Here is a 26,810-nt window from a genome sequence, read left to right as displayed (position 1 = left end):
GCGCTTGTGCTTGGCGCAGTGGCGCGCTGCAGTCACAATGAGCGGCCCCATCACTGGACCCTTACATGTCGCGCAAAGTTGCCGCCCGCAAGTCTCGTATCCACGGCAATGGCATGTTCGCCCTCGCCCCGCTCCGCAAGGGCGAGCGCATCATTCAATACAAGGGGCGGCTGCGCACGCATGCCGAAGTGGATGCCGACGACACCGGCGACGTGGAAAGCGGGCATACCTTTTTGTTCACGCTCAGCGACGACTACGTGCTGGATGCCAACTACGAAGGCAATGTCGCGCGCTGGATCAACCACAGCTGCGATCCCAATTGCGAGGCGGTGATCGAAGAAGCCGAGGGCGACGACCGCCGCAAGGACAAGATCTTCATCGAGGCCAAGCGCGACATCAAACCCGGCGAAGAGCTCACCTATAACTACGGCATCACCCTTGCCGAGCGTCATACGCCACGCCTGAAGAAAATTTGGGAATGCCGGTGCGGCTCGAAGAATTGCACCGGAACGATGCTGCAACCCAAGCGCTGAGCACGCAGCCATGTGGCGCGTACTGACGCCGCGCACACATCGGTTCACGGATGCGCAACGGCGTGATTCCTAGGGTCTGGGCTTCTTTTCAAGGAGCCTCCCATGTCTTATTCGCTCTCTGGCAAAACCGTCGCCGTGCTGGCCACCGATGGCTTCGAGCAATCCGAACTGACCGAACCCAAGCGCCTGCTGGAAGGCTGGGGTGCCAAGGTCGAGGTGATCGCGCCCGGCGACGGCGCGCAAATTCGCGGCTGGAATCACACAGAGTGGGGCGATTCGGTAACGGTCGATCGGCAGCTAGATCAGGCAACGGCGGAATCCTACGACGCACTGGTGTTGCCTGGCGGTGTGCTCAATCCCGACACACTGCGCACCGATGAGCAGGCAATCGCGTTCATTCGCGCGTTTTCGAACGCACAAAAACCGGTGGCGGCGATCTGTCACGGGCCGTGGTTGCTGCTCGAAAGCGACTTGGTCCGCGACCGCAAGGTCACTTCATGGCCATCGGTCAAGACGGACCTGATCAATGCCGGTGCGCGCTGGCAGGATGCCGAAGTGGTGGTCGACGGCCAACTGATTACCAGCCGCAAGCCGGACGACATTCCTGCATTCGCCGCAGCCGTGGCCAAGGCCTTGGCTGCATAGGTTCTTCACTGGCCAGTGTCAGCTCGAAACACCAAGGCCCGGCGCAGATGCGTCGGGCCTTGATGTGTAGCCTTGCGTGGATTGTCGCCATCCACGCCAATACCACGCGGACCTACTTCCCGGACAGCGCTGCCGCGGGCACCAGTTGCTCGATGTTCTGGTTGAAGTTGACCGCAACCCGCCCGTTCTGGATGCCGACCGATTCCACCTGCACCGCACCCATCACGGATGCAATGGCCGGGTCGATCCGATAGATCGGCTCCTTGCGCGCATAGTCGGCCAGCCAGGTATTGAGCAGCTGCCGCGTGCTGTGGTCGAGCTTTGCGCCTGCATGGGCGGGGCGGAAGTCGTCGATGCTGGGTTGATCCAGATAAAAGCCCTGTTTGGCCACGTCGTAGCGCAGTGCGCTGGTCAAGGTCACATTGCCGACCGGTGCAGGAGCGCCGCCTGCGGTCGCCACGGCAAGATCGAAGGCCATCTTGAGCCGATCGCCTGGCGGCAACGATAGCGCCGGGTTGCTGACCGTCATCGCGATCAGCCCGCCCAGCGTGTCATGTGTCTGCGGGAAGCGACCACCCAGATAGTGCTGCAGGTCGCTGGCCTGCACGCTGATTTGTTTTCCCTGGATCTGCGGCGCAGCCCAGGCGCTGGTGATGGGCATTGCCAAGGCGAGGGCGAGCATGGAACCGGCAAGCGAACGCAGTTTCATCGGGTGACTCCGGCAACAGGTGACATCACCTTAGTCGGCGCCGGTGAACCACGGGTTAGCGCAACACCGGCTGCAGCGTGGCCGAATAGATTTCCCAGCCATCGCTGCCGGCCCGGGGTTGCAGCCGGTATGCCCCGACCAGGCGTTGCGTGCCGGTGGTGGTGCGTACCGTCAATTGCACCGGTACTTCGATACGCTGTGGCGGCTGCGCCTGATCCAGTGCAAAGGGCGGATCGTTGTTGATGCGCATCGACTGGATATTGGGGATGGCACGCAAGGCCGCATCGTCCGGTACCGGGGGAGGGCGACCGCCGGCCCATAAGGCATCGGCCTGCGCGCGCGCCGCTCCCGGCAACGCGCCGAGGTAGCGTTGAACGGTGGCGCTTGCTTGGGCGTAGTTGGCCAACGCAATGGCATCGGTGGGATCAGCCGCAGGGGCGGGTGATGCGGTCGCGGTGCCGGTAGCGGCGTTATCGAGCGGGCGCGATGCGCTCGCAGCGTGCGTCGCCGAGGCGACGTTTGCCTGCGGATCGCCAGTGCGATGACAGCTGCAACCGGAAAGTGCGGCTGCGATAACGAGCATTCCCATCCAGCGCATGGCGCGTCCCATCCCCGAGGTGCGCAGTGTAGCGGGTACGTGTGGCGATGCGTCTTCAGGCGCCGGTGGCGGGGTGTACGCGCTGCAGGCGTTCCAGCAGCAGCTGCAGTTTGGGACGCAATGCGTCCAGCGCATCGCTGGGCTGGGCGCGTGGGCGGGCCGCCAGGTCTTCCAGCAACTGCGAGCCTACGGTCAGTGCCGCGCATTCGTCGCTGCTCAGGTCGCGGCGCAGGTGCAGTTCTTCGAGCAGCCGCATCCAGTCGGCGCGCGAGCGTTGTTCGAATTCGATGGTGCAGCGGTCGTCACAAGGGCGGCCGTCGTTTTCGATCGGCGTGACCGTGATGCGATAGCGTTTGCGGGACATATGGGTCGCGTCGTTCTGGGCTGTGCTCACCATAGGCGTAGGACGCAACCGTCTCGATAGGGTGGCCCATGACGCAGTGTTCCAACGTGCTCAGTTTGCTGGCCGAGCGGCAGGTTTGCGCAGGAGTGGCAGCGGATCGTACGCACCGTTGCGTCCATAGACACCATAGTGCAGGTGTGGCGGCGTGCCGCGCGCATTGCCGGTGCTGCCGACCTTGCCGAGCAGGGTGCCGGGCTCGACCACATCGCCTACTGCGAGGCCGGCAGCCCAATCGTCAAGATGCGCGTAGTAATGCCGTTCCATCGCTGGACCCAGCAGCCAGACCTGTTTTCCGCCCAGGCCCTGGTCGCGGATGGCGCTGACCACGCCGCGCGTTGCCGCCACCACCGGTGTACCGCGTGGCGCGAAGATATCCACGCCCGCATGCGTACGGTCGCGGCCACGCGGTGCACCAAAGGTGTCGGCAATCTGTCGCGCACGCACGCCTTCCACCGGCACATGCAACTGCGCAGGCGGCGGCATTTGCGACAGCTCCCAGCTGGTACGGAGCTGATGGGCGATCGGCAGCTGCCAGGCCCAGCGCGCGGCCACCGCCAGCACGCACAACAGCGCAATGGAGACAACAATGCTGCGCAGGCGACGTGCCGGGCTACGGGTGGCAACTCGGCGTGGCGACGATGGCGGGGTGTTCGACGGACCGGTCACAGGCACCTGCAGATGGCGAACCAGCATGCAGGGTAGGGCAGTGCCGATGAGCGGTATGTGCTGCTCTCTGCGGAGCGAGCGCAAAAAAAAGACGGCCCGCAGGCCGTCTTCGTGATACAGGATGCGTGCTCGATTAGAGCGCCGCGTCCTTCAACTTCTTCAGTGGACGTGACTTGAGCTTGGTGGTCGCAGGCTTGGCGGCGAACATCTGCTCTTCCTTGGTGAACGGGTTGATGCCCTTGCGCTTCGGCTTGGCCGGCACGTGCACGGTGGTCAGCTTGAGCATGCCCGGGATGGTGAAGCTGCCGACGCCCTTCTTGCTCAGCGAGGCGTGTGCGGTGGCTTCCAGCGAAGCCAGCACGGCGCGGACGTCCTTCGGGGCCAACTGGGTGCTTTCGGCAATGTGCGCGACCAGGCCGGTCTTGCTCAGTGCTTCCTTGATCGGCTTGGGCGCAGCGGACTTGGCAGCAGCGGCCTTGGCCGGCTTTGCGGTCTTGGTCGCGGCGACCTTTTTCACTGCCTTCTTGGGGGCAGCCTTCTTAGCGGCGGTTTTTGCCATGAGTGATGTGTTCCGTATTCGTTGGTGGTGTTGGGTCTGCCGACCCAGTCGGCAACGCGAAATGTAGGGCAACTGCTGCGCGCCGCCAATAGGCAAACGATGAAACAGCACGAAAAAAGCATCTTTCGACGGGGATTCGTTCACCAGCGGCAGAAAAAGCGCACAAAACGCATCGGCTTGCCCGTGCCATGCGCGCGTTGGCTGCATGTCTGACGCACAGCAGCAGATCGTTTGCGCGAGCAAACGCCGCAACACGCATCCGGGGCGACGATGCAACGAGCCGATAAGGCCAGCCTTTTGGGGGATGCATGTAACGGGGCCACGCGCCGACAAGATGGCTGCCATCGATTGCAAACGTGAACGCACGTTCCATGTGCGGCAAATGGAGCGGTTATTGGGCGCTATGCAGCCTTCGGCCTTGTATTGCCCTGCATCCACCTTCCGGTGATCAGGCGCTGGCGCGGCGGTTTGCGCAGATGTTCGAATCGTTTTCGGCGTGCCATGCGCGCCACGCGAAGGCACCGCGCGATACGCGACATGCAGACCCGCCGCGTTTCAATCAGTCATTGGCCGCGGACAGGCTGCGGCCGCGTTCGGTCGCTGCGGCAATGGCCTGGGCGGTGAGGGCTTCAAAGCCGCCGGCCTGGAACGTCTCGATGGCGGCGTGGGTCGTGCCGTTGGGCGAGGTCACGCGGCGACGCAGGACCTCCGGTGGTTCGCCCGATTCGGTGAGCATGCGTGCGGCGCCGAGCAGCGTTTGCAACACCAAGGTACGCGCGGTTGCGGCGGGCAGGCCCTGCGCTTGCGCGGCAGCTTCCATCGCTTCTGCCAAGAGAAACACATAGGCCGGTCCACTGCCGGAGACCGCGGTCACCGCATCCATCTGCGCTTCGTTGTCGATCCAGACGGTGACGCCGGCGCTGTCCAGCAGTTGGGTCGCCTGTTGGCGTTGCGCCGCCGACACGCGCGCGTTGGCGTACAGCCCGGTGACACCGGCGCCGAGCAGGGCGGGTGTGTTGGGCATCGCACGAACCACCGCGATATCGCCGCCCGACCAGCGCTGCAGCTGCGTGGCGGTGATGCCGGCAGCGATGGAAACCAGCAGCGGTTGTTGTGCCTGCGCCAGATCTGCCAGTTGCGCGCACACCATTGGCAAGACCTGCGGCTTGACCGCCAAGACCCAGGTCGTGGCCGCATCGACAGCGGCGCGCGCATCCTCGACCACCTGCACGCCGAAGTCGCGCGCCAAGGCGTCGCGCAGCTCGGCCACCGGCTCGGCCACGCGGATGCTGGCAGCCGGCGTGCCCTGCCGGATCAGCCCGGCAATCAGGCTGCGCGCCATGTTGCCGCCGCCGACGAAAGCGATGGACGTGGCAGCGGAAGACGAGGGCGATGACGAGGCAGGTGTGTTCATTGCGGCACCTTCATAAGACGAATCGATGTGGGAGGCGAGGCGATCAGGCAGAGGCGGCCGGCGCCTGATCGCGCGCACCGAACAACGCCGTGCCCACCCGCACCATGGTGGCGCCGGCCGCGATCGCTTCGGCGAAATCCGAGCTCATGCCCATCGACAAGGTGTCCACCTGCCGATGGCGGGCTTGCAGCTGCTCGAACAGCGCCTGCATGCGCATGAACGCGGCCTGGCGTCGTGCCTGATCCGGAAACGGGGCAGGGATGGCCATCAGTCCGCGTAGCTGCAAACGCGGTTGCAGGGCGATCGCTTCGGCCAGGCTGTCGATCGCTTCGGGTGCGCATCCATGCTTGCTGTCCTCGTCGTCGATGTTGACCTGGATCAACACATTCAACGGCGCGCGGTCGGCAGGGCGATGGCGTGCCAGCAGCGGAATCAATTTGGCGCGGTCCACCGTCTGCACCCAATCGAAGCACTGGCTCGCCAGTTCGGCCTTGTTGGATTGCAGGTGGCCGATCAGATGCCATTCCAAACCCAACGCACGCAACTGGGCAATCTTGGCATCGGCTTCCTGCACGTAATTTTCGCCGAAGGCGCGCTGGCCCTGCGCGGCCAGGGCGGCGACGGCGTCGGCCGGCTTGGTCTTGGAGACCGCCAGCAGCCGCACGTCGGCACGCGCGTGTGCGGCCGCCGCGGCGTGGATGGCATCGAGAATCTGCTGCAGCGACGAAGCCGGCACGTGGCATTCCGAAGAAGGGCGGGAACGCTATAGTGCCGGCCGCAGACGCTTCCATCCAGTTGGGGGCTGCCGGGCGCCTGTATCGGCGCGCCGGCGCTGCGTGTATTTAGAGGAGTGTCTGGAAGCAAGGTGGGAGACCTTCCCCAGATCCGATCAAGGCCCGGCGCGATACGCACTGACGGCAGCGCGACCGGCTACGCTCGGGCCAGCGCTGCGCTCGCCAGCATTCCTTGAAGCCACCGAGCAGCAGCCGTTCGGCCTTGGGCGGTTCCGCACCCGGGCGCAAGGCAACGGTTTCAGCCAGGCGCGTTGCGGCCGACCTGAACCGGCGACAGGGCTGCTTCCCGCCGGCAGCCAGAACGCTATACTGCCGGCCGGGGAGTACCTTCCAATCGCAGCCTAGGGGAAAAGCAGCGCATGGATATCGCTGAACTATTGGCGTTTTCTGTCAAGAACAAGGCATCGGACCTGCACCTGTCTGCAGGGCTGCCGCCGATGATCCGTGTCGATGGCGATGTCCGTCGCATCAATATTCCGGCGTTGGACCACAAGCAGGTGCACGCGCTGGTGTACGACATCATGTCGGACAAGCAGCGGCGCGATTACGAGGAATTTCTCGAGGTCGACTTTTCGTTCGAAATTCCATCGCTGGCGCGTTTCCGCGTCAATGCGTTCAACCAGAACCGCGGCGCCGGCGCGGTGTTCCGTACCATTCCGTCCGAAGTGCTGACGCTGGAAGACCTGGGCTGCCCGCCGATCTTCCGCCAGCTGATCGACCAGCCGCAGGGCCTGATCCTGGTCACCGGCCCGACCGGCTCGGGCAAGTCGACCACGCTGGCAGGCATGATCGACTACATCAACAAGAATGAGTACGGGCACATCCTCACCGTCGAGGACCCGATCGAATTCGTGCACACCTCGCAGAAGTGCTTGATCAACCAGCGCGAGGTGCATCGCGACACCCACGGTTTCAACGAGGCGCTGCGCTCGGCACTGCGCGAAGACCCGGACATCATCCTGGTCGGCGAATTGCGCGACCTGGAAACCATTCGCCTGGCGCTCACCGCCGCGGAAACCGGCCACCTGGTGTTCGGCACCTTGCACACCAGCTCGGCGGCCAAGACCATCGACCGCATCATCGACGTGTTCCCGGCCGGCGAAAAGCCGATGGTGCGCTCGATGCTGTCCGAATCGCTGCGCGCAGTGATTTCGCAGGCACTGCTGAAGAAGGTCGGCGGCGGCCGCACGGCGGCGTGGGAAATCATGGTCGGCACCCCGGCCATCCGCAACCTGATCCGCGAGGACAAGGTGGCGCAGATGTATTCCTCGATCCAGACCGGCCAGCAATACGGCATGCAGACGCTGGATCAGCATCTGCAGGACCTGGTCAAGCGCAGCCTGATCACGCGCAACCAGGCCCGCGAGTACGCCAAGGACAAGCGGATATTCGAGTAGCCGGGATTCGGGATTCGGGATTGGGGATTCGCAACTGCGATTTCCCGTGCCGGACCCGCTCTTGCCAATCCCGAATCTCCACTCCCGAATCCCTGCTCCAGAGGAGCACGCCATGAGCACCATCGACTTCACCTCCTTCCTCAAGCTGATGGCGCATCAGAAGGCCTCGGACCTGTTCATCACCTCGGGCATGCCGCCGGCGATCAAGGTGCACGGCAAGATCAGCCCGATTACCCAGACCCCGCTGACTGCGCAGCAGAGCCGCGACCTGGTGTTGAACGTGATGACGCCGTCGCAGCGCGAGGAATTCGAAAAGACCCACGAGTGCAATTTCGCCATCGGCGTATCCGGGGTCGGGCGTTTCCGTGTGAGCTGCTTCTATCAGCGTAATCAGGTGGGCATGGTGCTGCGCCGGATCGAAACGCGCATCCCCACCGTGGACGAGCTGAGCTTGCCGCCGGTGATCAAGACGCTGTCGATGACCAAGCGCGGCATCATCATCTTTGTCGGCGCCACCGGAACCGGTAAATCGACTTCGCTGGCGGCGATGATCGGCTACCGCAACCAGAATTCCACCGGGCACATCATCACCATCGAAGACCCGATCGAATTCGTGCACAAGCACGAGGGCTGCATCATCACCCAGCGCGAGGTCGGCATCGACACCGACAGCTGGGAAAATGCGCTGAAGAACACCCTGCGCCAGGCGCCGGACGTGATCATGATCGGCGAGGTGCGCACCCGCGAAGGCATGGACCATGCGATCGCCTTCGCCGAAACCGGCCACCTGGTGCTGTGCACGCTGCACGCCAACAACGCCAACCAGGCGATGGACCGCATCATCAACTTCTTCCCAGAGGATCGGCGCAACCAGCTATTGATGGACCTGTCGCTTAACCTCAAGGGCGTGGTCGCGCAGCAGCTGATTCCGACCCCGGACGGCCGCGGCCGACGCGTGGCGATGGAAATCATGCTGGGCACGCCGCTGGTGCAGGACTACATCCGCGATGGCGAGATCCACAAGCTCAAGGAGATCATGAAGGAGTCCACCAACCTGGGCATGCGCACCTTCGACCAGAGCCTGTTCGAGCTCTACCAGGCCGGCGAAATCAGTTACGAAGATGCGCTGCGCTACGCCGACTCGCAGAACGAAGTACGCCTGCGCATCAAGCTCTCGCAGGGTGGCGATGCCAAGACCTTGTCGCAGGGCCTGGACGGTGTGGAAATTTCCGAAGTGCGCTGAGTGCAGCACGCTTCGGTGCCCGCGTGCACGGGTGCCAGTGTCGACGGATAACAAACGCGGATACCTGCCCGGGCGTGCACGGAACTGACCTGCTGGCGCCGCGGCGACGCCAGCCCGTCTGCGTGCCGCTGCCATTTCGTGCCGGGCGTGGCGACCAGCGTTGCGCCAGGATCGTACCGACGACGCGGCCCGGGCCGCCGCGTGGAGGAATCGCCTGAGCGCGCCAAAGAAGAAGACGGCCCGGCTCGAATCGTCCGCGCATCTGCCGACGATCGAGAAGCCCGGCCATACCGTTGCCGCGCCGTCCCGGCATGCCCGGGTGCTGCGGAGGAGGCGGCGGTCGACGGCCGGCCGAGGCGCCCCTGTCACGCAGCGAGCTGGCGAGGCGTCGTCCCGGTTTCAGATGTAACCGGGTAGGTCGATAGTGTCTAATATCGCACCCCACTGCAGTGCCCAAGCCCGTGAGCCTTCCCGATTCCGATCTGCGACCGGAGCAAGAACCCTTGCCCGACGATGGTGCCGTGGTCACCGCCGGCCCGCTCACTCCTCCGCCGGATTCGGCCGGGACTGCCGCCGACGACCACGCCTTCCATCATTCGGTGGCTGAGGATGCGCAAGGCATGGTGCTGGCGACCCTGGTTGCATCCCTCGGTCTGGCCATCTTTGCCAAGGGCGGACTGATGATCGGCGGCATGGCCGGCGTGGCCTTCCTGTTGCACTACGCGCTGCACTGGAATTTCGGCCTGGTGTTCGTGCTGGTCAATCTGCCGTTCTATTGGCTGAGCGTGCGCCGGATGGGGTGGGAATTCACCCTGAAGACCTTCGCGGCAGTCGGCGCGTGCGGCGTGCTGACCAACCTGCTGCCGCGCTGGGCCGACTACGCGCACATGAGTACGGCATTTTCGGCAATCGCCGGCGGCGCGCTGTCTGGCCTGGGAATCTTGTTCTTCATTCGCCACCGCGGCAGCCTGGGCGGCATCGGCATCCTGGCGGTGTACCTGCAGCGCGAGCGTGGCTGGAGCGCGGGCAAGGTGCAAATGAGCTTCGACGCGATGCTCATGCTGGTCGCCTTCTTCGTGCTGACCCCGGATAAGGTGCTGTATTCGGCCATCGGCGCCTTGATGCTGAGTCTGGTGCTGATGTTCAATCACCGCCCGCACCGCTATATGGGCGTGTGATACGTGCCGAAGATCGCTCGCATGCGTCCGGGAGCGGCTAGCACGATGTCGCGGGCAGACGGTTAGCGGGCGCGGCTGGCGCGGCCAGAACCGCAGCGTGCCAGCGATGCATGCCGCTTTCCGTGTAACGGCCAGGCCCGCCTGGCGACAAGCGCCGTCGTTTGTCAGCAGTTCTAGGTGGTTTCGCGTGCCGGGCAATCGGTAGGCAACTGCAGCCGTTGCATCAACCCGCGCGCATCGAACGGTGCATGCACCTTCATGTCGTTGTCGAAATAACAGTACACATCGCGCATTGCGCGCTTGCGGGCGCGTGCGCCGACCCGGGCTGCATCGTCCGGTTCGGCTCCGCTGGCCCACGCGGCGATGCGTGCTGCCCAGCGATCCAGTGCGGTATCGCTGTAGCCGCTGGCGTACAACTGCGCATCGCCATGCAGACGCACATAGACAAAATCGGCGCTGACGTCCTCCAGGTACGGGAATTTGCCTGCGGTGTCGGCGACCACCACCGCGACATTGTGACGCCGCAGCAGGCGCATGCAGGCTGGATCGCAGAAGCTGTCGTGACGCACTTCCAATGCGTGACGGATCGGCCGATTGCGATCGATTGCCAGGGCGCTGCGGCCCTGCATCAGCGCGGTGTCGCGCTTGCGCGCCCGCGCCAACGCGGCCTCGCTGTCGCGCGGCAGGCTGCCTAGAAATGCGTCCAGCAGCTCGGCATCGAACCGGAGTGTCGGCGGTAGCTGCCACAGGACCGGGCCCAGTTTGGCGCCCAGCCGCAAGATTCCCGAAGCGAAGAAGTTGGCCAGCGCCTGCTCGCAATCGCGCAGGCGCTTCATGTGGGTGATGAAGCGCGGGCCCTTGACCGAAAAGACGAAGTCCTCGGGCGTTTCGTCATGCCAGCGCTGGAAGCTGTCCGGGCGCTGCAGCGAATAAAAGGAGCCATTGATTTCCACGCTGGGAAAGCATCCCGCGGCGTATTCGAGCTCACGCCGCTGGGCCAGGCCAGCCGGATAGAACGTGCCGCGCCAGCGTGCGTAACGCCAACCGGAAATGCCGATGCGAATAGCCATGACCCCGAGCATTTCGCGTGCGCCGTGCAAGAGGTGTCTAGCCGCGCTGGACCGTGCGCGTTTTCGCCGGCGTCTGCGCCTGCAGCCAGGGCGGCGCCAGTGCCCGGATCTGCGCAAACACCGGGCACCGGGCATGGTGTGCGCCGGGCAGGTAGCCCAGGCTCATCAGGAACTCGCCGGTGATTTCGCCGCCGGTGAAGCGGAAGGTCTTCTTGAACAGCTTGACCCAGGCCGGTTTGTCGAGCGGGTGGTGGGCGTCCAGCCACTGCGCGAAGCTGCCGTGCGTGGCGCGTAGCGCCTGGATGACCTGTGCATTGTGGATGGCCGCCAGCACCTTGAGGCGATTGCGGATGATGCCGGCATCGCCCATCAACCTGCTGATGTCCTGGTCGCCATATGCCGCAACAGCGTCCACGTCGAAGCCGTCGTAAGCCCGCTGGAAATTGACGCGCTTGCGCAGGATGGTTTCCCAGCTCAGTCCGGCCTGGTTGATCTCCAGCACCAGCCGTTCGAACAACTCGCGTTCGTCGCGCTGCGGAAAGCCATACTCGTGATCGTGGTAGTGGCCATGGACCGGATGGCCTGGGGCGATGCTGCAGTAACCGCTCATGTGGATGCCTGTGGTTGTGGGGCGAGGCTTGCCAGTCGCGCGCCGGTCGCTGCCGTGGCGGGCGAGCGGCAGTAGCGCAGAGGCCGGGAGGCCGTTTGCGCCGCTGCAGCGCTGCAACTCGCACGCATCGCGGTCAAGCTGAACGTGTCGGTCAGGCGCCGCATGCGGTCTGCCGCGAAGGCTGCCGCATCGGCGGCATCGCACGTTTCCGGCGCCGGCAAGGCCCAGTATGGCAGCGGCTCTGCGCGCGGCGAAGCGAACGGCTAGAATGCGGCCATGTCTGTTTTGCCCACGCCTCTGGCCAACCAACTGCTGATTGCGCTTCCGGCGCTGTCCGACCCCACCTTCTCGCGCAGCGTCGCGCTGATCTGTCAGCACGACGAGAACGGCGCCATGGGCGTGCTGGTCAACCGGCCTTCCGAATACACCCTGGGCGAAGTGTTGTCGCAGATGGGCATCGACACCGACGATGAGCCGCTGCGCGAGCAGGTCGTGCTCAGCGGCGGGCCGGTGCACCCTGAGCGCGGTTTTGTGATCCATGACGATGCGCGCGAATGGGATTCCAGCCTGGAAGTGGGGCAGGGCGTGTTCCTGACCACCTCGCGCGACATCCTCGAGGCGATGGCGGCCGGCAACGGCCCGCGCAATGCGCTGGTCGCGCTGGGCTGCGCGGGTTGGGGTGCCGGCCAGCTGGAATTCGAGCTGGGCGAAAACAGCTGGCTCACCGCGCCCTCGGATGCCAACGTGCTGTTTGCGACCGCGCTGGAAGATCGCTGGCAGACCGCTGCCGGGCGTATCGGCGTAGACCTGTTCCGGCTCACGGATTATTCCGGGCATGCCTGAGGCGGGCGCGATTCGCCCCGATGGCACGGTGCTGGGCTTCGACGTGGGGTCGCGCCGGATCGGCGTGGCGGTCGGAACCGCGCTCGGTGCCGGCGCGCGCGCGGTGGCCGTCATCAATGTGCATGCCAACGGCCCGGACTGGGTCGCGTTGGACCGCGTGTACAAGCAGTGGCGACCGGACGGCCTGGTGATTGGCGACCCGCTCACGCTGGACGACAAAGACCAACCCGCCCGCAAGCGCGCACACGCGTTCGGCCGCCAGCTGCGCGAGCGCTATGCGCTGCCGGTTGTCCTGATCGACGAGCGCTCCAGTTCGGTCGAGGCTGCGCAGCGTTTCGCGCGCGAGCGCGCGGATGGGCGCAAGCGCCGCCGCGACGCCGAAGCACTCGATGCGATGGCCGCCGCAGTGATCGTCGAACGCTGGTTGGCCGCGCCCGACCAAGCCACCTCTCTTCCTTGACTCCCGACCTGCGATGACCACCATGCAACTCGATTCGGACGGACGCCTGCGCCACCTGCTCACCCTGGAAGGACTGCCGCGCACCACGCTGCTGCAATTGCTCGACCGCGCCGGCCAGATCCGCGATGCGGCGGTGGGGCGCGTGGGCAAGCGCAGCGTGCTGGCGGGCACGGCGGTGTGCACGCTGTTCTTCGAACCCTCCACGCGCACGCGCAGCTCCTTCCATCTGGCGGCGCAGCGGCTGGGCGCGGACGTGCTCAATTTCGATGCATCCACCTCATCCACCCGCAAGGGCGAAACCGCGCGCGACACCTTGAAGAATCTCGAAGCGATGGGCGTGCGCGGCTTCGTGGTGCGTCACCCCGACGACGGCGCGGTGGAAGCACTGGCGGCCGCCGCGGGCGAGGGCACCGCGTTGATCAATGCCGGCGACGGACGCAGCGCGCATCCTACCCAGGGCCTGCTCGACATGCTCACCCTGCGCCAGGCCAAGGGCACCGATTTTTCCAAGCTCAAGGTCGTCATCGTCGGCGACGTCAAGCATTCGCGTGTGGCGCGCTCGGACCTGCATGCCTTGCGCACGCTGGGTGCTGGCGAGATCCGCGTCTGCGGCCCGGCCAGCTTGCTGCCGGACGACGGCATACTGGAGGGCTGCGTGGTCGGCCAGGATTTCGATGCCATGCTCGAAGGCGCCGACGCGCTGATGATGCTGCGCCTGCAGCGCGAGCGCATGGAAGAAGGCCTGGTGCCCTCGCTGGAGCAGTACCATGCCGAATATGGTCTGACCCGCGAGCGTCTGGCGCGTGCTGGCCGCGACGCCGCGGTGCTGCACCCGGGCCCGATCAACCGCGGCGTTGAAATCACCGATGAAGTGGCCGACGGCGCGCAATCCTGCGTGCTGCGTCAGGTTGCCAATGGCGTTGCCGTACGCATGGCCGTGCTGGAAACCCTGCTCGGCTAAGCGCGGCTGCGCCGTCATATCGTGAGTCGCTCCAGGAGCGGCGCCCCCACTGCGCAACCAACGCGCGGTGGCCTTTGATCCATGAAGCGTCGACTGCGAAGAGGCAGCCGCTTCTCGCCGAACGTACACCGTGGTCGGTCGCGCGGTGGCGTTCGATGCGCAACATCATGCGTGCAGACAAACGTCGCTTGCTGCCCGAGGTGCCCGCGATCTGCTCTTGCGATTCCCGATTCCCGATTCCCCGCACCACCAGCTAACACCCTCTCACCTATCGTGAGCGCTCCTTTCAGCGCAGGAGATCGCAATGGGTATTTCACGTCACGCCACCGCCCACTGGGAAGGCGACCTCAAGACCGGCAAGGGCCAGCTCAGCACGCCGCAGAGCGGCTTGATGGACAACACCCGTTATGCCTTCAGCAGCCGCTTCGGCGACGAGAAGGGCACCAATCCGGAAGAACTCATCGCCGCCGCGCATGCCGGCTGTTTCACCATGGCGTTGTCTGCGCAGTTGACCGAAGCCGGTTTTCCGCCGGCCTCGCTGGACACGCGCGCCGATGTGGATCTGTCGATGGAAGGCGGCCCGCAGTTGTCGCAGATTCGCCTCAAGCTCAAGGCCGTGGTGCCCGGCATCGACGAGGCCAAGTTCCGCGAGCTGGCCGACGCCGCCAAGAAGAATTGCCCGGTCTCCAAGGCACTGAGCGCGGTGCCGATCAGCCTGGAAACCGAGTTTTCCAGCTAACGCCAATACCGCTACGACGCGTCGGCGCAAGCGCCCGGCGCGTGCAGCTGGCGGCAACCTGAATAGGGCTTTTTACGGCCGGTTTGGTTCAGTGCGGTTTCACTGGCGCAGGACGAGCATCGGCAGCGTGTCCTCCCTATGAAGCTGCCGCAATGAAAACTCTCGTGCTTGGTGCTCTGGTGATGGGTCTGGCCGTGGCGGGCAATGCCACGGCGCAGCGCTATGACAGCGGCTACCGCGATTACGGCCGCAGCGGCTACGAGGATGGCCGTTACGAATATGCGCGCGTCGTGCGCGTGGATCCGATCATCGTTGCCGACTCGTACAACGAACGCACCAGCGAACGTTGCTACGATCGTCCCGCCGACGGTTATTACACGAGCAACGACGGGTATTACCGCGACGGCGGCTATACCCAAGCCGGTGTGTCCAATCGTGGCGTGGCCAGTGTCATCGGTGGTATTGCGGGTGCCGTGCTCGGCAGCCAGGTCGGCGGCGGCAATGGTCGTCTGGTCGGTACCGCCGTGGGCACCATGGCGGGCGTCGCGGCGGGCCGTTCGATCTATGAAGCCAATCACCGCACCTACCAGGGCAACGTGAGGGTCTGCGAGCCGGTGTCCTACCGCCGTGAACGCGACCGCGTGGATGGCTACGACGTCACCTACGAATACGCCGGCCGCATGTACCACACGCGTAGCGATTACAACCCGGGCGACCGAATCCGTGTGCGCGTCGACGTGCGCCCCGACTGATCAGTGCCGGATGCATGCGGTGCCGCTGGTGGTTCCGGCATCGGGCTAAACAGAACGCTGCGGGCAACCGCAGCGTTTTTGCGTTTGGCGGAGCGATTGCCGGCAGCAATGGCGCGTCAACCAGGCGTGGGCGCTGATCGATGCGAGGCGCCTTGCTGTTTCACACAAGCGCCGATGCGCGGTGCACCGGCGGTGATCAGAAATTGGCAGCACCTGCAGGCCACCCGCTGCGTTGAATCCAGCGCAGCAGCGCTGCTGCCGCCCTAAGCCCAGTCCAGCGTGCCGCGAATCACCGTCTGCACCTGGCCACCCGACCACACGTCGCCGTCGGCATCGATATGCAGTTCCAACAGGGCATCGAAGCCGATTTCGCGGCCCTGGCTGACCGTGTAGCGACGGTCGGTGCCGGGCAATGCGTCACGGCTGTCCAGCCATGCGGCCAGGACCGCATTGGCCGCGCCGGACGCCGCATCTTCGAAGCGCCGGCCATTGCCGACGAAGGCACGTACTGCCAGATCGTAGGCGCCCGGTGCGCCGGCGCGTGCATACGCAAACACGCCCATGCTGCCGGTGGATTCTGCCAACCCGGCAATCGCGTCCCAGTCCGGCTGCAGGCCGCGCAGCGCGGCTTCGCTTGCCAGTTCCACCACCCACCAGGTGCGGCCGCCGTCCATCAGCGCAGGCGGCAGCGTCCCCAGCGGCCAGCCCTGCAAGGCATCGCGCAGGCGCGGATCGTTGGCATCCACCTGCTCGGCCACGCGTGCGCGTGGCGTGCGGATCGCGATGCTGCGGTGGCCGCCGCGCTGCTCCACACGCAGCGGCAACCGGCCGGCGATGCCGTCCTGCACCAGGACGCCATCCTGTGGTGCGGCCAGGCCGGCCTCGAGCACGGCATGCGCAGTGCCCACACTGGGATGGCCGGCAAACGGCACCTCCTTCTGCGGCGAAAACATGCGCAGCCGGTAGCTGCTGTGCGTGCTTTCGGCGGGAAAGACGAAGGTGGTCTCCGGCAGTTTGGTCCAGCGTGCGATGGCCTGCATCGCCGCATCGTCCAGACCCTGCGCATCCAGCACCACCGCCAGCGGATTGCCGCTGCCGGGGCGGGCGGAGAACACATCCAGTTGCAGGAAACGGCGAGTGGTCATGGGCGTCGATCCGCAGTAAAGGCGCGGCAGCTTACCAATCGATGCGGCCGTCGATCACCTGCAGCGTCGCTCCGCCAATCCAGACTTCGCCTTCCGCGTCCACCTCCACCTGGACGCGGCCGTCGCGGCCAACCTCGCGGCCCTGACTGGCGACGTAGCGCGACTGCGCTCCGGGCAGGCGGCCCTCGCCATGCAGGCGGGCGGCAATACAGGCATTGGCGCTGCCGGTGACCGGGTCTTCCGCAATGCCATCGCCCGGGCAGAACGCGCGGACGGCCAAGTCGGCATCGCCATCGTGCACGGGCGCGTAGATGGCCAGGCCAACGGCGGCGCTGGCCTGGGTCAGGCGCGCAATGGCGGCAAGCTCCGGGACTGCCTGCCGTATCGCCTGCGCGTCGGCCAATTCCAGCAACCACCAGTTCGGGCCGTTGTTCCAGAGTGCGGCCGGCTGCGCGCTGACGCGCAGGCCAGTGCAGGCGCCACGCAGCGCCTCGGCGTACGTGTCGCCCGTGTCGATGGGGCGTGCGCGCGGGGCGCGCAGCCGCACCAGCAAGGCGCCGTGCCGCTCGAACACGTCCACCGGCAGCACGCCAGCCGCGCATTGCTGGCGCAGCCGGCCGTCGGGCTTGTACGCGGTCACGCCGTGGGTCACCGCCGCCCACGCGGCACCGACGCTGGGGTGGCCGGCAAACGGTAGCTCGGCACGTGGGGTGAAGATGCGGATGTGGTAATCGGCATCGGGCACGCTGACCGGCAGGAAGAAGACCGTCTCGGACAGATTCAGCCACGCGGCGATCTGCTGCATCTGCGCAGACGACAACGTCTCTGCATTGAAGACCACGCCCAGCGGGTTGCCGCTGCCGGCCCGGGCGGCGAAAACATCCAGTTGCAGATAGCGGTGCTTGCTCATGGTGGGGACATCTCGATCGAAGGAGGGCGCGGCGATGGTTGCAGTGCAAACCGATACGGCAGTGGACGTGGCGACCGGAGCGCTGTGATCGCACGCGGGGTCATGTCAGCGGCATTGGCAGTAGAATCAGAGGTTCCGCTCGGCATCCCGGGCATCTTCCCCCCCCCCCCCCCCCCCCCCCCCCCCCCCCCCATCCTAAACGCCTATCTCAATGTCAGCTCCCCACTCTACCGATCGTTGGATCGTCCTCAAGTTCGGCGGCACTTCGGTGTCGCGTCGTCATCGCTGGGACACGATTGGAAAACTGGCGGGCAAACGGGCGAACCAGACCGGCGGTCGCGTGCTGGTGGTGGTGTCTGCATTGTCGGGCGTGACCAACGAGCTCACCGCCATTGCCGACGGCGCCGCCGATAGCGCACAGCGCATGGCGGCACTGGACCAACGCCATCGTGAGTTTCTGGCCGAGCTCGAACTGGACGCCGATGCGGTGCTGGGCGAGCGACTGGCCGCACTGCATGCGTTGCTGGGCGACGCGCGCGCTGCAATGCGCACGCTGGACTGGCAGGCCGAGGTGCTGGGGCAGGGCGAGTTGCTGTCGTCCACCATCGGTGCGGCGTACCTGCATGCCAGCGGCCTGGACATGGGCTGGCTGGATGCGCGCCAATGGCTGTCGGCGCTGCCCCCGCAGCCGAATCAGAGCGAGTGGTCCAAGCGGCTGTCGGTGTCGTGCCAGTGGCAGTCCGATGCCGATTGGCGCACGCGTTTCGCCGCGCAACCGACACGCTTGCTGATCACGCAAGGCTTCATTTCGCGTCATGCCGATGGCGGCACCGCGATTCTGGGCCGTGGCGGTTCGGATACCTCGGCGGCGTACTTCGGTGCGCTGCTCGGCGCCAGCCGCGTGGAAATCTGGACCGATGTGCCCGGCATGTTCAGCGCCAACCCGAAGGAAGTGCCGGACGCGCGGCTGCTGACCCGGCTGGACTATTACGAAGCGCAGGAAATCGCCACCACCGGCGCCAAGGTGCTGCATCCGCGTTCGATCAAGCCGTGCCGCGATTCCGGCGTGCCGATGGCGATCCTGGACACCGAGCGCCCCGATCTGCCGGGCACCAGCATCGACGGCAATGCCGAACCGGTGTTGGGCGTCAAGGCGATCAGCCGCCGCAACGGCATCGTGCTGGTGTCGATGGAAGGTATCGGCATGTGGCAGCAGGTCGGCTTCCTGGCCGACGTGTTCACGCTGTTCAAGAAGCATGGCCTGTCGGTGGATCTGATCGGTTCGGCCGAGACCAACGTCACCGTGTCGCTGGATCCTTCGGAAAACCTGGTCAACACCGACGTGCTGGCGGCGTTGTCGGCCGATCTGTCGCAGATCTGCAAGGTCAAGATCATCGTTCCTTGCGCGGCCATCACCCTGGTCGGGCGCGGCATGCGTTCGCTGCTGCACAAGCTCTCCGACGTGTGGGCCACGTTCGGGCAGGAGCGCGTGCACATGATTTCGCAGTCGTCCAACGACTTGAACCTGACCTTCGTCATCGACGAAGCCGATGCCGACGGTTTGCTGCCGATCCTGCATGCCGAACTGATCGACAGCGGTGCAATGCCGGTCAGCGAGGGCGAGGTGTTCGGCCCGCGCTGGCGGCAGATCATCGGCTCGGTACGTCCGCGTCCCACGCCGTGGTGGCATGCCGAGCGCGCGCATCTGCTGTCGCTGTCCAAGGCCGGGACGCCGCGTTACGCGTACCACCTGCCCACGGTGCGTGCGCGTGCGCATGCGCTGGCGCAGATTGCCGCGGTGGATCAGCGCTATTACGCGATCAAGGCCAACGCGCATCCGGCCATCTTGATGGCGCTGGAACAGGCCGGCTTCGGGCTGGAGTGCGTTTCGCAGGGCGAATTGCGCCGCGTCTTCCAGGCGCTGCCGGAGTTGTCGCCGCGGCGCGTGCTGTTCACGCCGAGCTTTGCGCCCAAGGCCGAATACGAAGCGGCCTTCGCGCTGGGCGTGACGGTGACCGTGGACAACGTCGAAGCGCTGCGCAACTGGCCCGAGGTGTTCCGTGGCCGCACGATCTGGCTGCGCATCGACCTGGGGCACGGCGACGGCCATCACGAGAAGGTCAACACCGGCGGCAAGGCGTCCAAGTTCGGCCTGTCGTCCACGCGCGTTGATGAATTCGTCGATGTGGCGCGCACGCTCGAGGTCACCATCACCGGCGTGCATGCGCATCTGGGCAGTGGCGTGGAGACCGGCGAGCACTGGCGGATGATGTACGACGAGTTGGCCGGCTTCGCGCGTCGCATCGGCACGGTAGAGACCATCGACATCGGCGGCGGCCTGCCGATTCCGTACAGCGCCGAAGACGAGCCGTTCGATCTGGAGGTGTGGGCCAAGGGCCTGGCCGAGGTCAAGGCGGTGCATCCTGGCTACCGCCTGGCGATCGAGCCGGGCCGCTATCTGGTGGCCGAAGCCGGCGTCTTGCTGGCCAGCGTCACCCAGGTGATCGAGAAGGACGGCGTGCACCGCGTGGGCCTGGATGCGGGCATGAACACCTTGATTCGCCCGGCGTTGTACGACGCCTGGCACGACATCGAAAACCTCAGCCAACTCGACGCGCCGGCCGATGGCATGTTCGATATCGTCGGGCCGATCTGCGAATCGTCGGACGTGTTCGGCAAGCGTCGCCGGCTGCCAGCGGCCACTGCACCGGGCGATGTGGTGCTGGTCGCCGATGCCGGTGCCTACGGCTACACGATGGCCAGCACCTACAATCAGCGCGAATTGCCGCGCGAAGAGGTGATCGATGCGTCCACTGGCTGAGTTCGTCGCACTCAGCACGTTGGCCGGTGGCGTGGCGATGGTGTTTTCCACCGCCATCGATATCGCCGGGCAACCGACCCCGTGGACCGACAGCTTGAAGTGGGCAATCCCCGCATTGGTCGCTGCCGGCCTCGGCGCGTGGAGCGCAGCGTTCTGGCAACGTCGGCGTGCCCGGCAGGCACGCGCGCAGCGCGCCGGCGGCATGGCATTGCGCACCGTGGTGTTGAGTGCGCTTGGCTATCTGCCGGCGTTGCTGCTGTATCTGCTGGTCGCGTTGGCCATCACCGGCGACGCAACGGTAATTCGCCCGGATGTGATGCTGCTGTTGTTCGTGATCGGTTGCCTGCCGTTGCTTTGGGCGGCGGTGCCGTTTTCCATGATTGAATATGTCCTGTGCCGACGTTATCTGCGTCGTGTACGTGTTTCTGCAGGTAGTCCATGAGCGCTTTCGACAAACATCAGATGTCCACCTTCCGTTTCGTGCGTTGCGCACTCGACGCGCAGACCGGCGTGGCGACGCTGGTGTATGCCTTCGATCAAGGCCCGGAGCTGGTCGAGACCGTTGCGGTGCCGGGCGCTCCGTTCGTGCTGGAGGGCGCGCAGGCGACTGCCGTGCAACAGGCGCTGCGGCTGCTGCATCTCATTGCAGGGGTCAGTTATTTCAAGGCCGCGGTGCCGCCGAACATCGCCATCGACAGCTACGGCATCGATGCCGAGACGGCCGCGCTGGTGGAAAGCGTGTATCTGCACGGCCTGGGCGAATTTGCCTACCGCAATGGCTTGGATCTGCACGGCAAGATCCACTTTCCGGTGGCGGCGCAGGCCACTGCCGCCGCGCCGGCAGTGGGGTTGCGCGAGCATGCGCTGGTGGCGATCGGCGGCGGTAAGGATTCGCTGGTCAGCATCGAGGCGCTGCGCCAGGCCGGCCTGGCGCAGACCGTGAGCTGGATCGGCGGTTCGCAACTCATCCGTGCCTGCGCAGAGCGCACCGGGTTGCCGGTACTCAACATCGGCCGCGTGCTGGCACCGGAATTGTTCGAACTCAACCGCCAGGGCGCGTGGAACGGGCATATCCCGGTGACCGCGGTGAACTCGGCCATTCTGGTGCTCGCAGCGCTGCTCACTGGTGTTGACCAGGTGGTGTTCTCCAACGAACGCTCGGCCAGTTACGGCAGCCAGATTCCCGGCACCGGCGAGGTCAATCACCAGTGGTCCAAGGGCTGGGCCTTCGAACAGGCGTTCGGCGAGTACGTGCAGCGGCACGTGGCAGCCGATCTGCGCTATTACTCGTTGCTGCGGCCGCTCTCGGAGTTGGCGGTGGCGCGGCAGTTCGCCAAGACCGATCACTACGACGCGCATTTTTCCAGCTGCAACCGCAACTTCCACATCATGGGCGAGCGCCCCGTGCATCGCTGGTGCGGCGTGTGCCCGAAGTGCCATTTCGTGTTCCTGGCGCTGGCGCCGTTCATGCCCAAGACACGGCTGGTCAACATCTTCGGGCGCAATCTGCTCGACGATGCGACCCAGGCCGGCGGCTACGACGCGTTGCTGGAATTCCAGGACCACAAGCCGTTCGAATGCGTGGGCGAAGGCCGTGAATCGCGCGCGGCGATGGCGGTGCTGGCCAGCCGCGCGGAGTGGAAGGAGGACGCGTTGGTGAAGCGCTTCATCCGCGACATCCAGCCGCAGCTCGACCCAAATGATCTGCAGGTCGAGCCACTCATGGCCATCGATGGCGAGCACCGGATTCCGCCGGCGCTGTGGGAGCGCGTGCATGCGAATTTCGCAGCTTGAAGGCAAGACCGTTGCGTTGTGGGGCTGGGGGCGTGAAGGACGCGCGGCGTACCGTGCGCTGCGGGCGCGCCTGCCGACGCAAGCGCTGACGGTGTTCTGCAACGCCGAAGAGGCGCGCGAGATCGATGCGCTGGAAGATGCGGCCTTGCAGGTGGAAACCGCTGCCAGCGCGCAGGCGCTGGGGCGATTCGAGATCGTCGTGAAGTCGCCCGGCATCAGCCCGTATCGCGCCGAGGCATTGGTCGCCGCCGCGCAGGGCACGTGCTTCATCGGCGGCACCGCGCTGTGGTTTGCCGAACACGCGCAGGCGGACGGCAGCGTGCCCGGTGTCATCTGCGTCACCGGCACCAAGGGCAAGAGCACCACCACGGCGCTGCTGGCGCACCTGCTGCGCGCGGCCGGGCATCGCACCGCGTTGGTCGGCAATATCGGCCAGCCCTTGCTGGAAGTGCTGGCACCGCAGCCGCCGCCGGCGTATTGGGCGATCGAGTTGTCCAGCTACCAGACCGGTGATGTCGGGCGCAGCGGCGCGCGCCCGGAACTGGCACTGGTGTTGAATCTGTTTCCCGAGCATCTGGACTGGCACGGCGATGAGGCACGCTATGTGCGCGACAAGCTGTCGCTGGTGACCGAAGGCCGGCCGCGGATCGCCTTGCTCAACGCTGCCGACCCGCTGCTTGCCGGCCTGCTGTTGCCGGATAGCCAGGTGCGTTGGTTCAATCATTCCGCCGGTTGGCATCTGCGTGGCGACGTGGTCTATCGCGGCGAACAGGCCATTTTCGATACCGCCGATGTGCCGCTGCCGGGCGAGCACAACCGCCGCAACCTGTGCGCGGTGCTGGCGGCGGTAGAGGCCTTGGGCCTGGATGCGGCGGCACTTGCGCCGGCGGCAGCGAGCTTTCGTCCATTGCCCAACCGCCTGCAGTTGCTCGGCAGCGTGGACGGCATCAGCTACGTCAACGATTCCATCAGCACCACGCCGCATGCATCGCTGGCTGCCCTGGCGTGCTTTGCGCAGCGACGCGTGGCACTACTGGTCGGTGGCCATGATCGCGGGCTGGATTGGCACGATTTCGCCCAGCAGATGGCGCGGCAGGCGCCGCTGGAAATCGTGACCATGGGCGCCAACGGCCCACGCATCCATGCATTGCTGGCGCCGCTGGCCGAGGCGGGGCACTTCGGCCTGCATGCGGCCAACGATCTCGAACACGCCATGGGACTGGCGCGCGCTGCGCTGGGCCAGCAGGGCGGTGTGGTGCTGCTCTCGCCCGGGGCGCCCAGCTTCGGCGCCTACAGCGACTATGTTGCGCGCGGCCGCCACTTCGCGCAGCTGGCAGGGTTCGACCCGGCGGCAATCAGCGCGATTGACGGACTGGGTGTGCACTGAAGGCGGCTAACGCACCGGCTGCACTCATCGGCTGGTGGGCATGGCCGATGCTCGGCAATGGTATGTGCCGCTCGCACACCGCTGTGCCTGCGCGCTGTTCTCCTACCACCGATGGGTGCTCGTTGCCTGTTGGTCGCCGCGCCAACGCCAGCGCCGCCGCGGTGGCGCGATCGCCTCGAAAGCACGCATGCGCAGCGCATGCGAACGCGCAGGTGCGATCGGACTGACTGCCTGCCGCCACCGTGGCCGGCAGCGGCGACGATGACCTCTCCTGCACGGCAGCAGCGCCTACACTCGCCGCACCATCCTGGGAGCAAGCACATGTACAAGCAACGGACATGGCGTGGCATTGGGTTGATCGGTGTTCTGGCTTCGCTGGCCTTCCCCGCAGCAGCGGCGATGCAGGCCAAGCCGCTGGAATGGAAGATCGGCAAGGACACCTATAGCGGCGTGCTGGTGTACGACGATGCCGGCGATGCCAAGCGCCCGGGGCTGGTCATGGTGCCCAACTGGCGCGGTGTCAACGACTCGGCGGTGACCAAGGCCAAGCAGCTGGCCGGCGACGATTACGTGGTGCTGGTGGCCGACGTGTATGGCAAGGGCAAGCGCCCGGCCAACGACAGCGAGGCTGGGCAGTTCGCCGGCGCCCTGAAGAAGGATCCGCCGGAGTTGCGCGCACGCGCGCTGAAAGCGGTAGAGGTGCTCAAGGCGCAGGCCGGCAAGGCGCCGCTGGACGCAGCGCGCATCGGTGCGGTGGGCTTCTGCTTCGGCGGCACCACGGTGCTGGAGCTGGTGCGCTCAGGCGCGCAGCTGGCCGGCGTGGTGAGCCTGCATGGTGGCATCGCGACTCCCAGCCCGGCCGCCGCCGGCTCGGCCAAGACACCGCTGCTGGTGCTCAACGGTGCCGACGACAAGAGCGTGAGCAAGGCGGATATCGCCGCGTTCGAAACCGAAATGAATGCAGCCGGCGCGGATTGGCAATTCGTCAATTTCAGCGGCGCGGTGCATTGCTTTGCCGAGGCCGATGCCAACAGCCCGCCGGGCTGCCTGTACAACCCGCGTGCGGCCAAGCGGGCGTATCGCATGCTCGGCGATTTCTTCGACGAGCGCTTTGGGCAGTAACCGGGATTGGTGATTTGGGATTGGCATTCGCAAGAGCGAAGTCCCGTCCTTCAGCGAATCAAACCCCCGAGTTTTTGCTCGGGCGTTGCGCTGATCAATCATTCGGCTAACCGATGTCGGGACGCGCAAAACCGCGATCAAGCCGCCTTTGTGAATCCCTAATCTCCAATCTCAAATCCCGGCCGGCGCGCGCTGCGCGCCGGATCAGTGCGTGCGCTCGACCGCGTAGCGCGCCAGGCCGCGCAACGCCGCCACGGCAGGGCTGTGCGGCAGGGTTTCCAGCGCCTGTTCGGCGGCAGCGGCGTATTCGGCCGCGCGTTGACGGCTGTAGTCCAACCCGCCGGTGGCATGGATGGCGGCCAGCACTTCCGGCATCGCCGCCGCATCGCCTTGCTCGACGATCTGTCGCAGGCGCTCACGGGTGGTGGCATCCGAGTGCGCCATCGCGTGGATCAGCGGCAGGGTGGCCTTGCCTTCGGCCAGGTCGTCGCCCAGGTTCTTGCCCAGGTCCGCGGCCTCGGCGGCGTAGTCGAGCACGTCGTCGGCGATCTGGAAGGCAAAGCCCAGCTGCATGCCGTAGTCGTACAACTGCTGCTGCACCTGCGCGCTGGCGCCGGAGGCAAGCGCACCCAGACGCGTGCCGGCGGCGAACAGCACCGCGGTCTTGCGCTCGATCACGCGCAGGTAGGCCGCTTCGTCGGTGTCGGGGTTATGCACGTGCAGCAGCTGCAGCACTTCGCCCTCGGCGATGCGGTTGGTGGTGTCGGCCAGGATCTGCATGACTTCCATGCGGTCCAGTTCGACCATCAGCTGGAAGCTGCGCGAATACAGGAAGTCGCCCACCAGCACGCTGGGAGCGTTGCCCCATAGCGCGTTGGCAGTGCTGCGTCCGCGGCGCAGGTCCGATTCGTCCACCACGTCGTCGTGCAGCAGGGTCGAGGTGTGGATGAATTCGATGATTGCCGCCAGTTGGTGGTGCTCCGGGCCGGAGCCGCCAGCGGCGTGACCGGCCAGCATCACCAGCATCGGGCGCAGGCGTTTGCCGCCGGCAGAGATGATGTGATCGGCAATCTGGTTGATCAGCACGACGTCCGAGGCCAGACGGCGGCGGATCAGTGCGTCGACCGCGGCCATGTCGGGCGCGGCGAGGGACTGGATCTGGGGCAGGCCCAGCACGGTGGGGAGGTCTTCGGCGATGGTCATGCGCAGGCATTCGTGATGTGGGCCGATTATAGGTGCCCCGGCCGGATCCGTCCCGCCGGGCACATCCGGCGTCTTCACATTTGCCGCCCTGCGCAGCTGGGCCGTTACCCGCAAAGGTCTGTACGGGCTGGATTTCCGACCCTTGGCAAGGCACTTGCCCGGCAGCGCCGCGCGGCAACCCGCCAGGACCGCCGAGCGGCAGGTGCGGTAACATTGCCGCACAGACATTCATCGTTGCGCGCTCCCGGCGCCAGCGCATCATCTCGGAAGCACCTATGGCCCGCGGCATCAACAAAGTCATCCTCGTCGGCAACCTCGGCAACGATCCCGACACCAAGTACACCCAGGCCGGCATGGCAATCACGCGCGTGAGCCTGGCCACCACCAGCATGCGCAAGGACCGCGACGGCAATAACCAGGAACGCACCGAGTGGCACCGCGTGGTGTTTTTCGGAAAGCTGGGCGAAATCGCCGGCGAGTACCTGCGCAAGGGTTCGCAGGTCTACGTCGAAGGCGAACTGCGCTACGACAAGTACACCGGCCAGGACGGCGTGGAAAAGTACAGCACCGACATCGTCGCCAACGAGATGCAGATGCTCGGCGGCCGTGGTGAAGGCGGCGGTGGCGGGATGGGCGGCGATCGCCCGCAGCGCTCGGCGCCGCGTCAGCAGGGCGGCGGCGGTGGGCAGGGTGGTGGATACGGCGGCGGTGGCGGTGGTCAGGACTATGCGCCGCGCCGTCAGCAGCCGGCCCAGCAGCAGTCGGCACCGCCGATGGACGATTTCGCAGACGACGATATCCCGTTCTGAGGGCAGCTCGTCGTTGCCTCATCCAGGAAGGCCCGCATTGCGCGG

Annotated in this window: 28 protein-coding genes; 16 read left to right on the top strand and 12 right to left on the bottom strand. The window is 65.8% G+C overall.

From position 1 onward, the window contains the following. Nucleotides 1–65: 65 nt before the first annotated feature. A complete protein-coding gene (locus tag ACDH77_RS14050) occupies nt 66–533 on the top strand; it encodes an SET domain-containing protein (protein ID WP_003487757.1) in 468 nt (155 codons plus the stop codon). Nucleotides 534–635: 102 nt separating this feature from the next. Next, nucleotides 636–1,178 (top strand): type 1 glutamine amidotransferase domain-containing protein, encoded by a 543-nt coding sequence (locus ACDH77_RS14045; protein ID WP_008571835.1) that lies wholly within the window; start codon nt 636–638, stop codon nt 1,176–1,178. Between the two features lie 112 nt (nt 1,179–1,290). Here the strand turns inward: ACDH77_RS14045 and ACDH77_RS14040 are convergent, their stop codons facing one another. From ACDH77_RS14040 to ACDH77_RS14010, 7 genes are all read right to left on the bottom strand, one after another. Next, on the bottom strand, nt 1,291–1,887 hold the full coding sequence (locus ACDH77_RS14040) for a DUF1439 domain-containing protein (RefSeq protein WP_008571834.1): 597 nt from the start codon (nt 1,885–1,887) through the stop codon (nt 1,291–1,293). Nucleotides 1,888–1,942: 55 nt separating this feature from the next. Further along, nucleotides 1,943–2,485, bottom strand: coding sequence for a hypothetical protein (locus ACDH77_RS14035; RefSeq protein WP_014090670.1), 543 nt, complete (start codon nt 2,483–2,485; stop codon nt 1,943–1,945). Between the two features lie 55 nt (nt 2,486–2,540). Then, a complete protein-coding gene (locus tag ACDH77_RS14030; protein ID WP_003489901.1) occupies nt 2,541–2,882 on the bottom strand; it encodes a DUF3861 family protein in 342 nt (113 codons plus the stop codon). A gap of 57 nt (nt 2,883–2,939) precedes the next feature. Next, on the bottom strand, nt 2,940–3,581 hold the full coding sequence (locus tag ACDH77_RS14025) for a M23 family metallopeptidase (RefSeq protein ID WP_014090668.1): 642 nt from the start codon (nt 3,579–3,581) through the stop codon (nt 2,940–2,942). 106 nt (nt 3,582–3,687) lie between these two features. Continuing rightward, on the bottom strand, nt 3,688–4,113 hold the full coding sequence (locus ACDH77_RS14020) for an HU family DNA-binding protein (RefSeq protein WP_008571830.1): 426 nt from the start codon (nt 4,111–4,113) through the stop codon (nt 3,688–3,690). A 559-nt stretch (nt 4,114–4,672) separates the two neighbouring features. Continuing rightward, on the bottom strand, nt 4,673–5,527 hold the full coding sequence (gene proC, locus ACDH77_RS14015; RefSeq protein WP_011348110.1) for a pyrroline-5-carboxylate reductase: 855 nt from the start codon (nt 5,525–5,527) through the stop codon (nt 4,673–4,675). 43 nt (nt 5,528–5,570) lie between these two features. Next, nucleotides 5,571–6,263, bottom strand: a complete 693-nt coding sequence (locus tag ACDH77_RS14010) for a YggS family pyridoxal phosphate-dependent enzyme (protein ID WP_008571828.1) — start codon at nt 6,261–6,263, stop codon at nt 5,571–5,573. A gap of 417 nt (nt 6,264–6,680) precedes the next feature. Here ACDH77_RS14010 and ACDH77_RS14005 point away from each other — a divergent pair, with 417 nt between their 5' ends. The 3 genes from ACDH77_RS14005 to ACDH77_RS13995 all read left to right on the top strand — a co-directional run bounded on the left by ACDH77_RS14005 (nt 6,681) and on the right by ACDH77_RS13995 (nt 10,139). Then, on the top strand, nt 6,681–7,718 hold the full coding sequence (locus tag ACDH77_RS14005) for a type IV pilus twitching motility protein PilT (RefSeq protein ID WP_003489919.1): 1,038 nt from the start codon (nt 6,681–6,683) through the stop codon (nt 7,716–7,718). 112 nt (nt 7,719–7,830) lie between these two features. Continuing rightward, complete coding sequence (locus ACDH77_RS14000) at nt 7,831–8,961, top strand: PilT/PilU family type 4a pilus ATPase (RefSeq protein WP_008571827.1); 1,131 nt, start codon at nt 7,831–7,833, stop codon at nt 8,959–8,961. Between the two features lie 503 nt (nt 8,962–9,464). Then, a complete protein-coding gene (locus ACDH77_RS13995; RefSeq protein ID WP_008571826.1) occupies nt 9,465–10,139 on the top strand; it encodes a YitT family protein in 675 nt (224 codons plus the stop codon). A 173-nt stretch (nt 10,140–10,312) separates the two neighbouring features. Here ACDH77_RS13995 and ACDH77_RS13990 read toward each other — a convergent pair whose 3' ends face one another. Together ACDH77_RS13990 and ACDH77_RS13985 are read right to left on the bottom strand one after the other, a co-directional pair. Continuing rightward, entirely contained in the window at nt 10,313–11,239 is a 927-nt protein-coding gene (locus ACDH77_RS13990) for a DUF72 domain-containing protein (RefSeq protein WP_014090666.1), read from the bottom strand. A gap of 7 nt (nt 11,240–11,246) precedes the next feature. Further along, nucleotides 11,247–11,819, bottom strand: a complete 573-nt coding sequence (locus ACDH77_RS13985; RefSeq protein ID WP_184419895.1) for a DNA-3-methyladenine glycosylase I — start codon at nt 11,817–11,819, stop codon at nt 11,247–11,249. A 276-nt stretch (nt 11,820–12,095) separates the two neighbouring features. Between ACDH77_RS13985 and ACDH77_RS13980 the strand changes: the two genes are divergently transcribed. The 5 genes from ACDH77_RS13980 (at nt 12,096) to ACDH77_RS13960 (ending at nt 15,574) form a co-directional block, all read left to right on the top strand. Further along, nucleotides 12,096–12,662: a YqgE/AlgH family protein gene (locus ACDH77_RS13980; RefSeq protein WP_003489930.1), complete on the top strand. Its 567-nt coding sequence runs from the start codon at nt 12,096–12,098 to the stop codon at nt 12,660–12,662. After that, on the top strand, nt 12,655–13,122 hold the full coding sequence (ruvX, locus tag ACDH77_RS13975; protein WP_218488519.1) for a Holliday junction resolvase RuvX: 468 nt from the start codon (nt 12,655–12,657) through the stop codon (nt 13,120–13,122). The genes ACDH77_RS13980 and ruvX overlap by 8 nt, the downstream gene beginning before the upstream one ends. A gap of 13 nt (nt 13,123–13,135) precedes the next feature. Further along, nucleotides 13,136–14,083, top strand: coding sequence for an aspartate carbamoyltransferase catalytic subunit (locus tag ACDH77_RS13970; RefSeq protein WP_008571822.1), 948 nt, complete (start codon nt 13,136–13,138; stop codon nt 14,081–14,083). Between the two features lie 304 nt (nt 14,084–14,387). Beyond that, on the top strand, nt 14,388–14,822 hold the full coding sequence (locus ACDH77_RS13965; RefSeq protein WP_005913281.1) for an OsmC family protein: 435 nt from the start codon (nt 14,388–14,390) through the stop codon (nt 14,820–14,822). A 152-nt stretch (nt 14,823–14,974) separates the two neighbouring features. Continuing rightward, nucleotides 14,975–15,574: a glycine zipper 2TM domain-containing protein gene (locus ACDH77_RS13960; RefSeq protein WP_008571821.1), complete on the top strand. Its 600-nt coding sequence runs from the start codon at nt 14,975–14,977 to the stop codon at nt 15,572–15,574. 263 nt (nt 15,575–15,837) lie between these two features. Here the strand turns inward: ACDH77_RS13960 and ACDH77_RS13955 are convergent, their stop codons facing one another. After that, entirely contained in the window at nt 15,838–16,719 is an 882-nt protein-coding gene (locus ACDH77_RS13955) for a PhzF family phenazine biosynthesis protein (RefSeq protein WP_218488520.1), read from the bottom strand. A 31-nt stretch (nt 16,720–16,750) separates the two neighbouring features. Further along, complete coding sequence (locus ACDH77_RS13950; protein WP_008571818.1) at nt 16,751–17,629, bottom strand: PhzF family phenazine biosynthesis protein; 879 nt, start codon at nt 17,627–17,629, stop codon at nt 16,751–16,753. Nucleotides 17,630–17,840: 211 nt separating this feature from the next. On the opposite strand from ACDH77_RS13950, the gene ACDH77_RS13945 reads away from it, so the two are divergent. The 5 genes from ACDH77_RS13945 to ACDH77_RS13925 all read left to right on the top strand — a co-directional run bounded on the left by ACDH77_RS13945 (nt 17,841) and on the right by ACDH77_RS13925 (nt 24,753). Continuing rightward, complete coding sequence (locus ACDH77_RS13945; RefSeq protein ID WP_046931898.1) at nt 17,841–20,450, top strand: bifunctional aspartate kinase/diaminopimelate decarboxylase; 2,610 nt, start codon at nt 17,841–17,843, stop codon at nt 20,448–20,450. Beyond that, on the top strand, nt 20,434–20,892 hold the full coding sequence (locus ACDH77_RS13940; RefSeq protein ID WP_218488521.1) for a hypothetical protein: 459 nt from the start codon (nt 20,434–20,436) through the stop codon (nt 20,890–20,892). The genes ACDH77_RS13945 and ACDH77_RS13940 overlap by 17 nt, the downstream gene beginning before the upstream one ends. Then, nucleotides 20,889–22,244, top strand: coding sequence for a UDP-N-acetyl-alpha-D-muramoyl-L-alanyl-L-glutamate epimerase (murL, locus tag ACDH77_RS13935; protein WP_218488523.1), 1,356 nt, complete (start codon nt 20,889–20,891; stop codon nt 22,242–22,244). Before ACDH77_RS13940 ends, murL begins: the two co-directional genes overlap by 4 nt. After that, complete coding sequence (murD, locus tag ACDH77_RS13930) at nt 22,225–23,631, top strand: UDP-N-acetylmuramoyl-L-alanine--D-glutamate ligase (protein ID WP_372353505.1); 1,407 nt, start codon at nt 22,225–22,227, stop codon at nt 23,629–23,631. The genes murL and murD overlap by 20 nt, the downstream gene beginning before the upstream one ends. Before the next feature lie 321 nt (nt 23,632–23,952). Further along, nucleotides 23,953–24,753, top strand: a complete 801-nt coding sequence (locus tag ACDH77_RS13925; protein ID WP_008572408.1) for a dienelactone hydrolase family protein — start codon at nt 23,953–23,955, stop codon at nt 24,751–24,753. Between the two features lie 204 nt (nt 24,754–24,957). On the opposite strand, the gene ACDH77_RS13920 is transcribed toward ACDH77_RS13925, so the two are convergent. Beyond that, on the bottom strand, nt 24,958–25,956 hold the full coding sequence (locus ACDH77_RS13920) for a polyprenyl synthetase family protein (protein WP_011348098.1): 999 nt from the start codon (nt 25,954–25,956) through the stop codon (nt 24,958–24,960). A gap of 275 nt (nt 25,957–26,231) precedes the next feature. Here ACDH77_RS13920 and ACDH77_RS13915 point away from each other — a divergent pair, with 275 nt between their 5' ends. Beyond that, on the top strand, nt 26,232–26,765 hold the full coding sequence (locus ACDH77_RS13915) for a single-stranded DNA-binding protein (protein WP_008572410.1): 534 nt from the start codon (nt 26,232–26,234) through the stop codon (nt 26,763–26,765). Nucleotides 26,766–26,810: the final 45 nt, after the last annotated feature.

Source organism: Xanthomonas axonopodis pv. maculifoliigardeniae (assembly GCF_041519315.1).
Taxonomy (GTDB): domain Bacteria; phylum Pseudomonadota; class Gammaproteobacteria; order Xanthomonadales; family Xanthomonadaceae; genus Xanthomonas; species Xanthomonas euvesicatoria.
Note: the sequence above shows the minus strand (reverse complement) of the source record. Positions and strands in the feature narration are given on the sequence as shown.

Coding starts and splice junctions, on each gene's coding strand:
- ACDH77_RS14050 (WP_003487757.1), top strand. CDS start 66: ATGTCGCGCAAAGTTGCCGCCCGCAAGTCTCGTATCCACGGCAATGGC.
- ACDH77_RS14045 (WP_008571835.1), top strand. CDS start 636: ATGTCTTATTCGCTCTCTGGCAAAACCGTCGCCGTGCTGGCCACCGAT.
- ACDH77_RS14040 (WP_008571834.1), bottom strand. CDS start 1,887: ATGAAACTGCGTTCGCTTGCCGGTTCCATGCTCGCCCTCGCCTTGGCA.
- ACDH77_RS14035 (WP_014090670.1), bottom strand. CDS start 2,485: ATGCGCTGGATGGGAATGCTCGTTATCGCAGCCGCACTTTCCGGTTGC.
- ACDH77_RS14030 (WP_003489901.1), bottom strand. CDS start 2,882: ATGGTGAGCACAGCCCAGAACGACGCGACCCATATGTCCCGCAAACGC.
- ACDH77_RS14025 (WP_014090668.1), bottom strand. CDS start 3,581: ATGCTGGTTCGCCATCTGCAGGTGCCTGTGACCGGTCCGTCGAACACC.
- ACDH77_RS14020 (WP_008571830.1), bottom strand. CDS start 4,113: ATGGCAAAAACCGCCGCTAAGAAGGCTGCCCCCAAGAAGGCAGTGAAA.
- proC (WP_011348110.1), bottom strand. CDS start 5,527: ATGAACACACCTGCCTCGTCATCGCCCTCGTCTTCCGCTGCCACGTCC.
- ACDH77_RS14005 (WP_003489919.1), top strand. CDS start 6,681: ATGGATATCGCTGAACTATTGGCGTTTTCTGTCAAGAACAAGGCATCG.
- ACDH77_RS14000 (WP_008571827.1), top strand. CDS start 7,831: ATGAGCACCATCGACTTCACCTCCTTCCTCAAGCTGATGGCGCATCAG.
- ACDH77_RS13985 (WP_184419895.1), bottom strand. CDS start 11,819: ATGAGCGGTTACTGCAGCATCGCCCCAGGCCATCCGGTCCATGGCCAC.
- ACDH77_RS13980 (WP_003489930.1), top strand. CDS start 12,096: ATGTCTGTTTTGCCCACGCCTCTGGCCAACCAACTGCTGATTGCGCTT.
- ruvX (WP_218488519.1), top strand. CDS start 12,655: ATGCCTGAGGCGGGCGCGATTCGCCCCGATGGCACGGTGCTGGGCTTC.
- ACDH77_RS13970 (WP_008571822.1), top strand. CDS start 13,136: ATGACCACCATGCAACTCGATTCGGACGGACGCCTGCGCCACCTGCTC.
- ACDH77_RS13965 (WP_005913281.1), top strand. CDS start 14,388: ATGGGTATTTCACGTCACGCCACCGCCCACTGGGAAGGCGACCTCAAG.
- ACDH77_RS13960 (WP_008571821.1), top strand. CDS start 14,975: ATGAAAACTCTCGTGCTTGGTGCTCTGGTGATGGGTCTGGCCGTGGCG.
- ACDH77_RS13955 (WP_218488520.1), bottom strand. CDS start 16,719: ATGACCACTCGCCGTTTCCTGCAACTGGATGTGTTCTCCGCCCGCCCC.
- ACDH77_RS13950 (WP_008571818.1), bottom strand. CDS start 17,629: ATGAGCAAGCACCGCTATCTGCAACTGGATGTTTTCGCCGCCCGGGCC.
- ACDH77_RS13945 (WP_046931898.1), top strand. CDS start 17,841: ATGTCAGCTCCCCACTCTACCGATCGTTGGATCGTCCTCAAGTTCGGC.
- ACDH77_RS13940 (WP_218488521.1), top strand. CDS start 20,434: ATGCGTCCACTGGCTGAGTTCGTCGCACTCAGCACGTTGGCCGGTGGC.
- murL (WP_218488523.1), top strand. CDS start 20,889: ATGAGCGCTTTCGACAAACATCAGATGTCCACCTTCCGTTTCGTGCGT.
- murD (WP_372353505.1), top strand. CDS start 22,225: ATGCGAATTTCGCAGCTTGAAGGCAAGACCGTTGCGTTGTGGGGCTGG.
- ACDH77_RS13925 (WP_008572408.1), top strand. CDS start 23,953: ATGTACAAGCAACGGACATGGCGTGGCATTGGGTTGATCGGTGTTCTG.
- ACDH77_RS13920 (WP_011348098.1), bottom strand. CDS start 25,956: ATGACCATCGCCGAAGACCTCCCCACCGTGCTGGGCCTGCCCCAGATC.
- ACDH77_RS13915 (WP_008572410.1), top strand. CDS start 26,232: ATGGCCCGCGGCATCAACAAAGTCATCCTCGTCGGCAACCTCGGCAAC.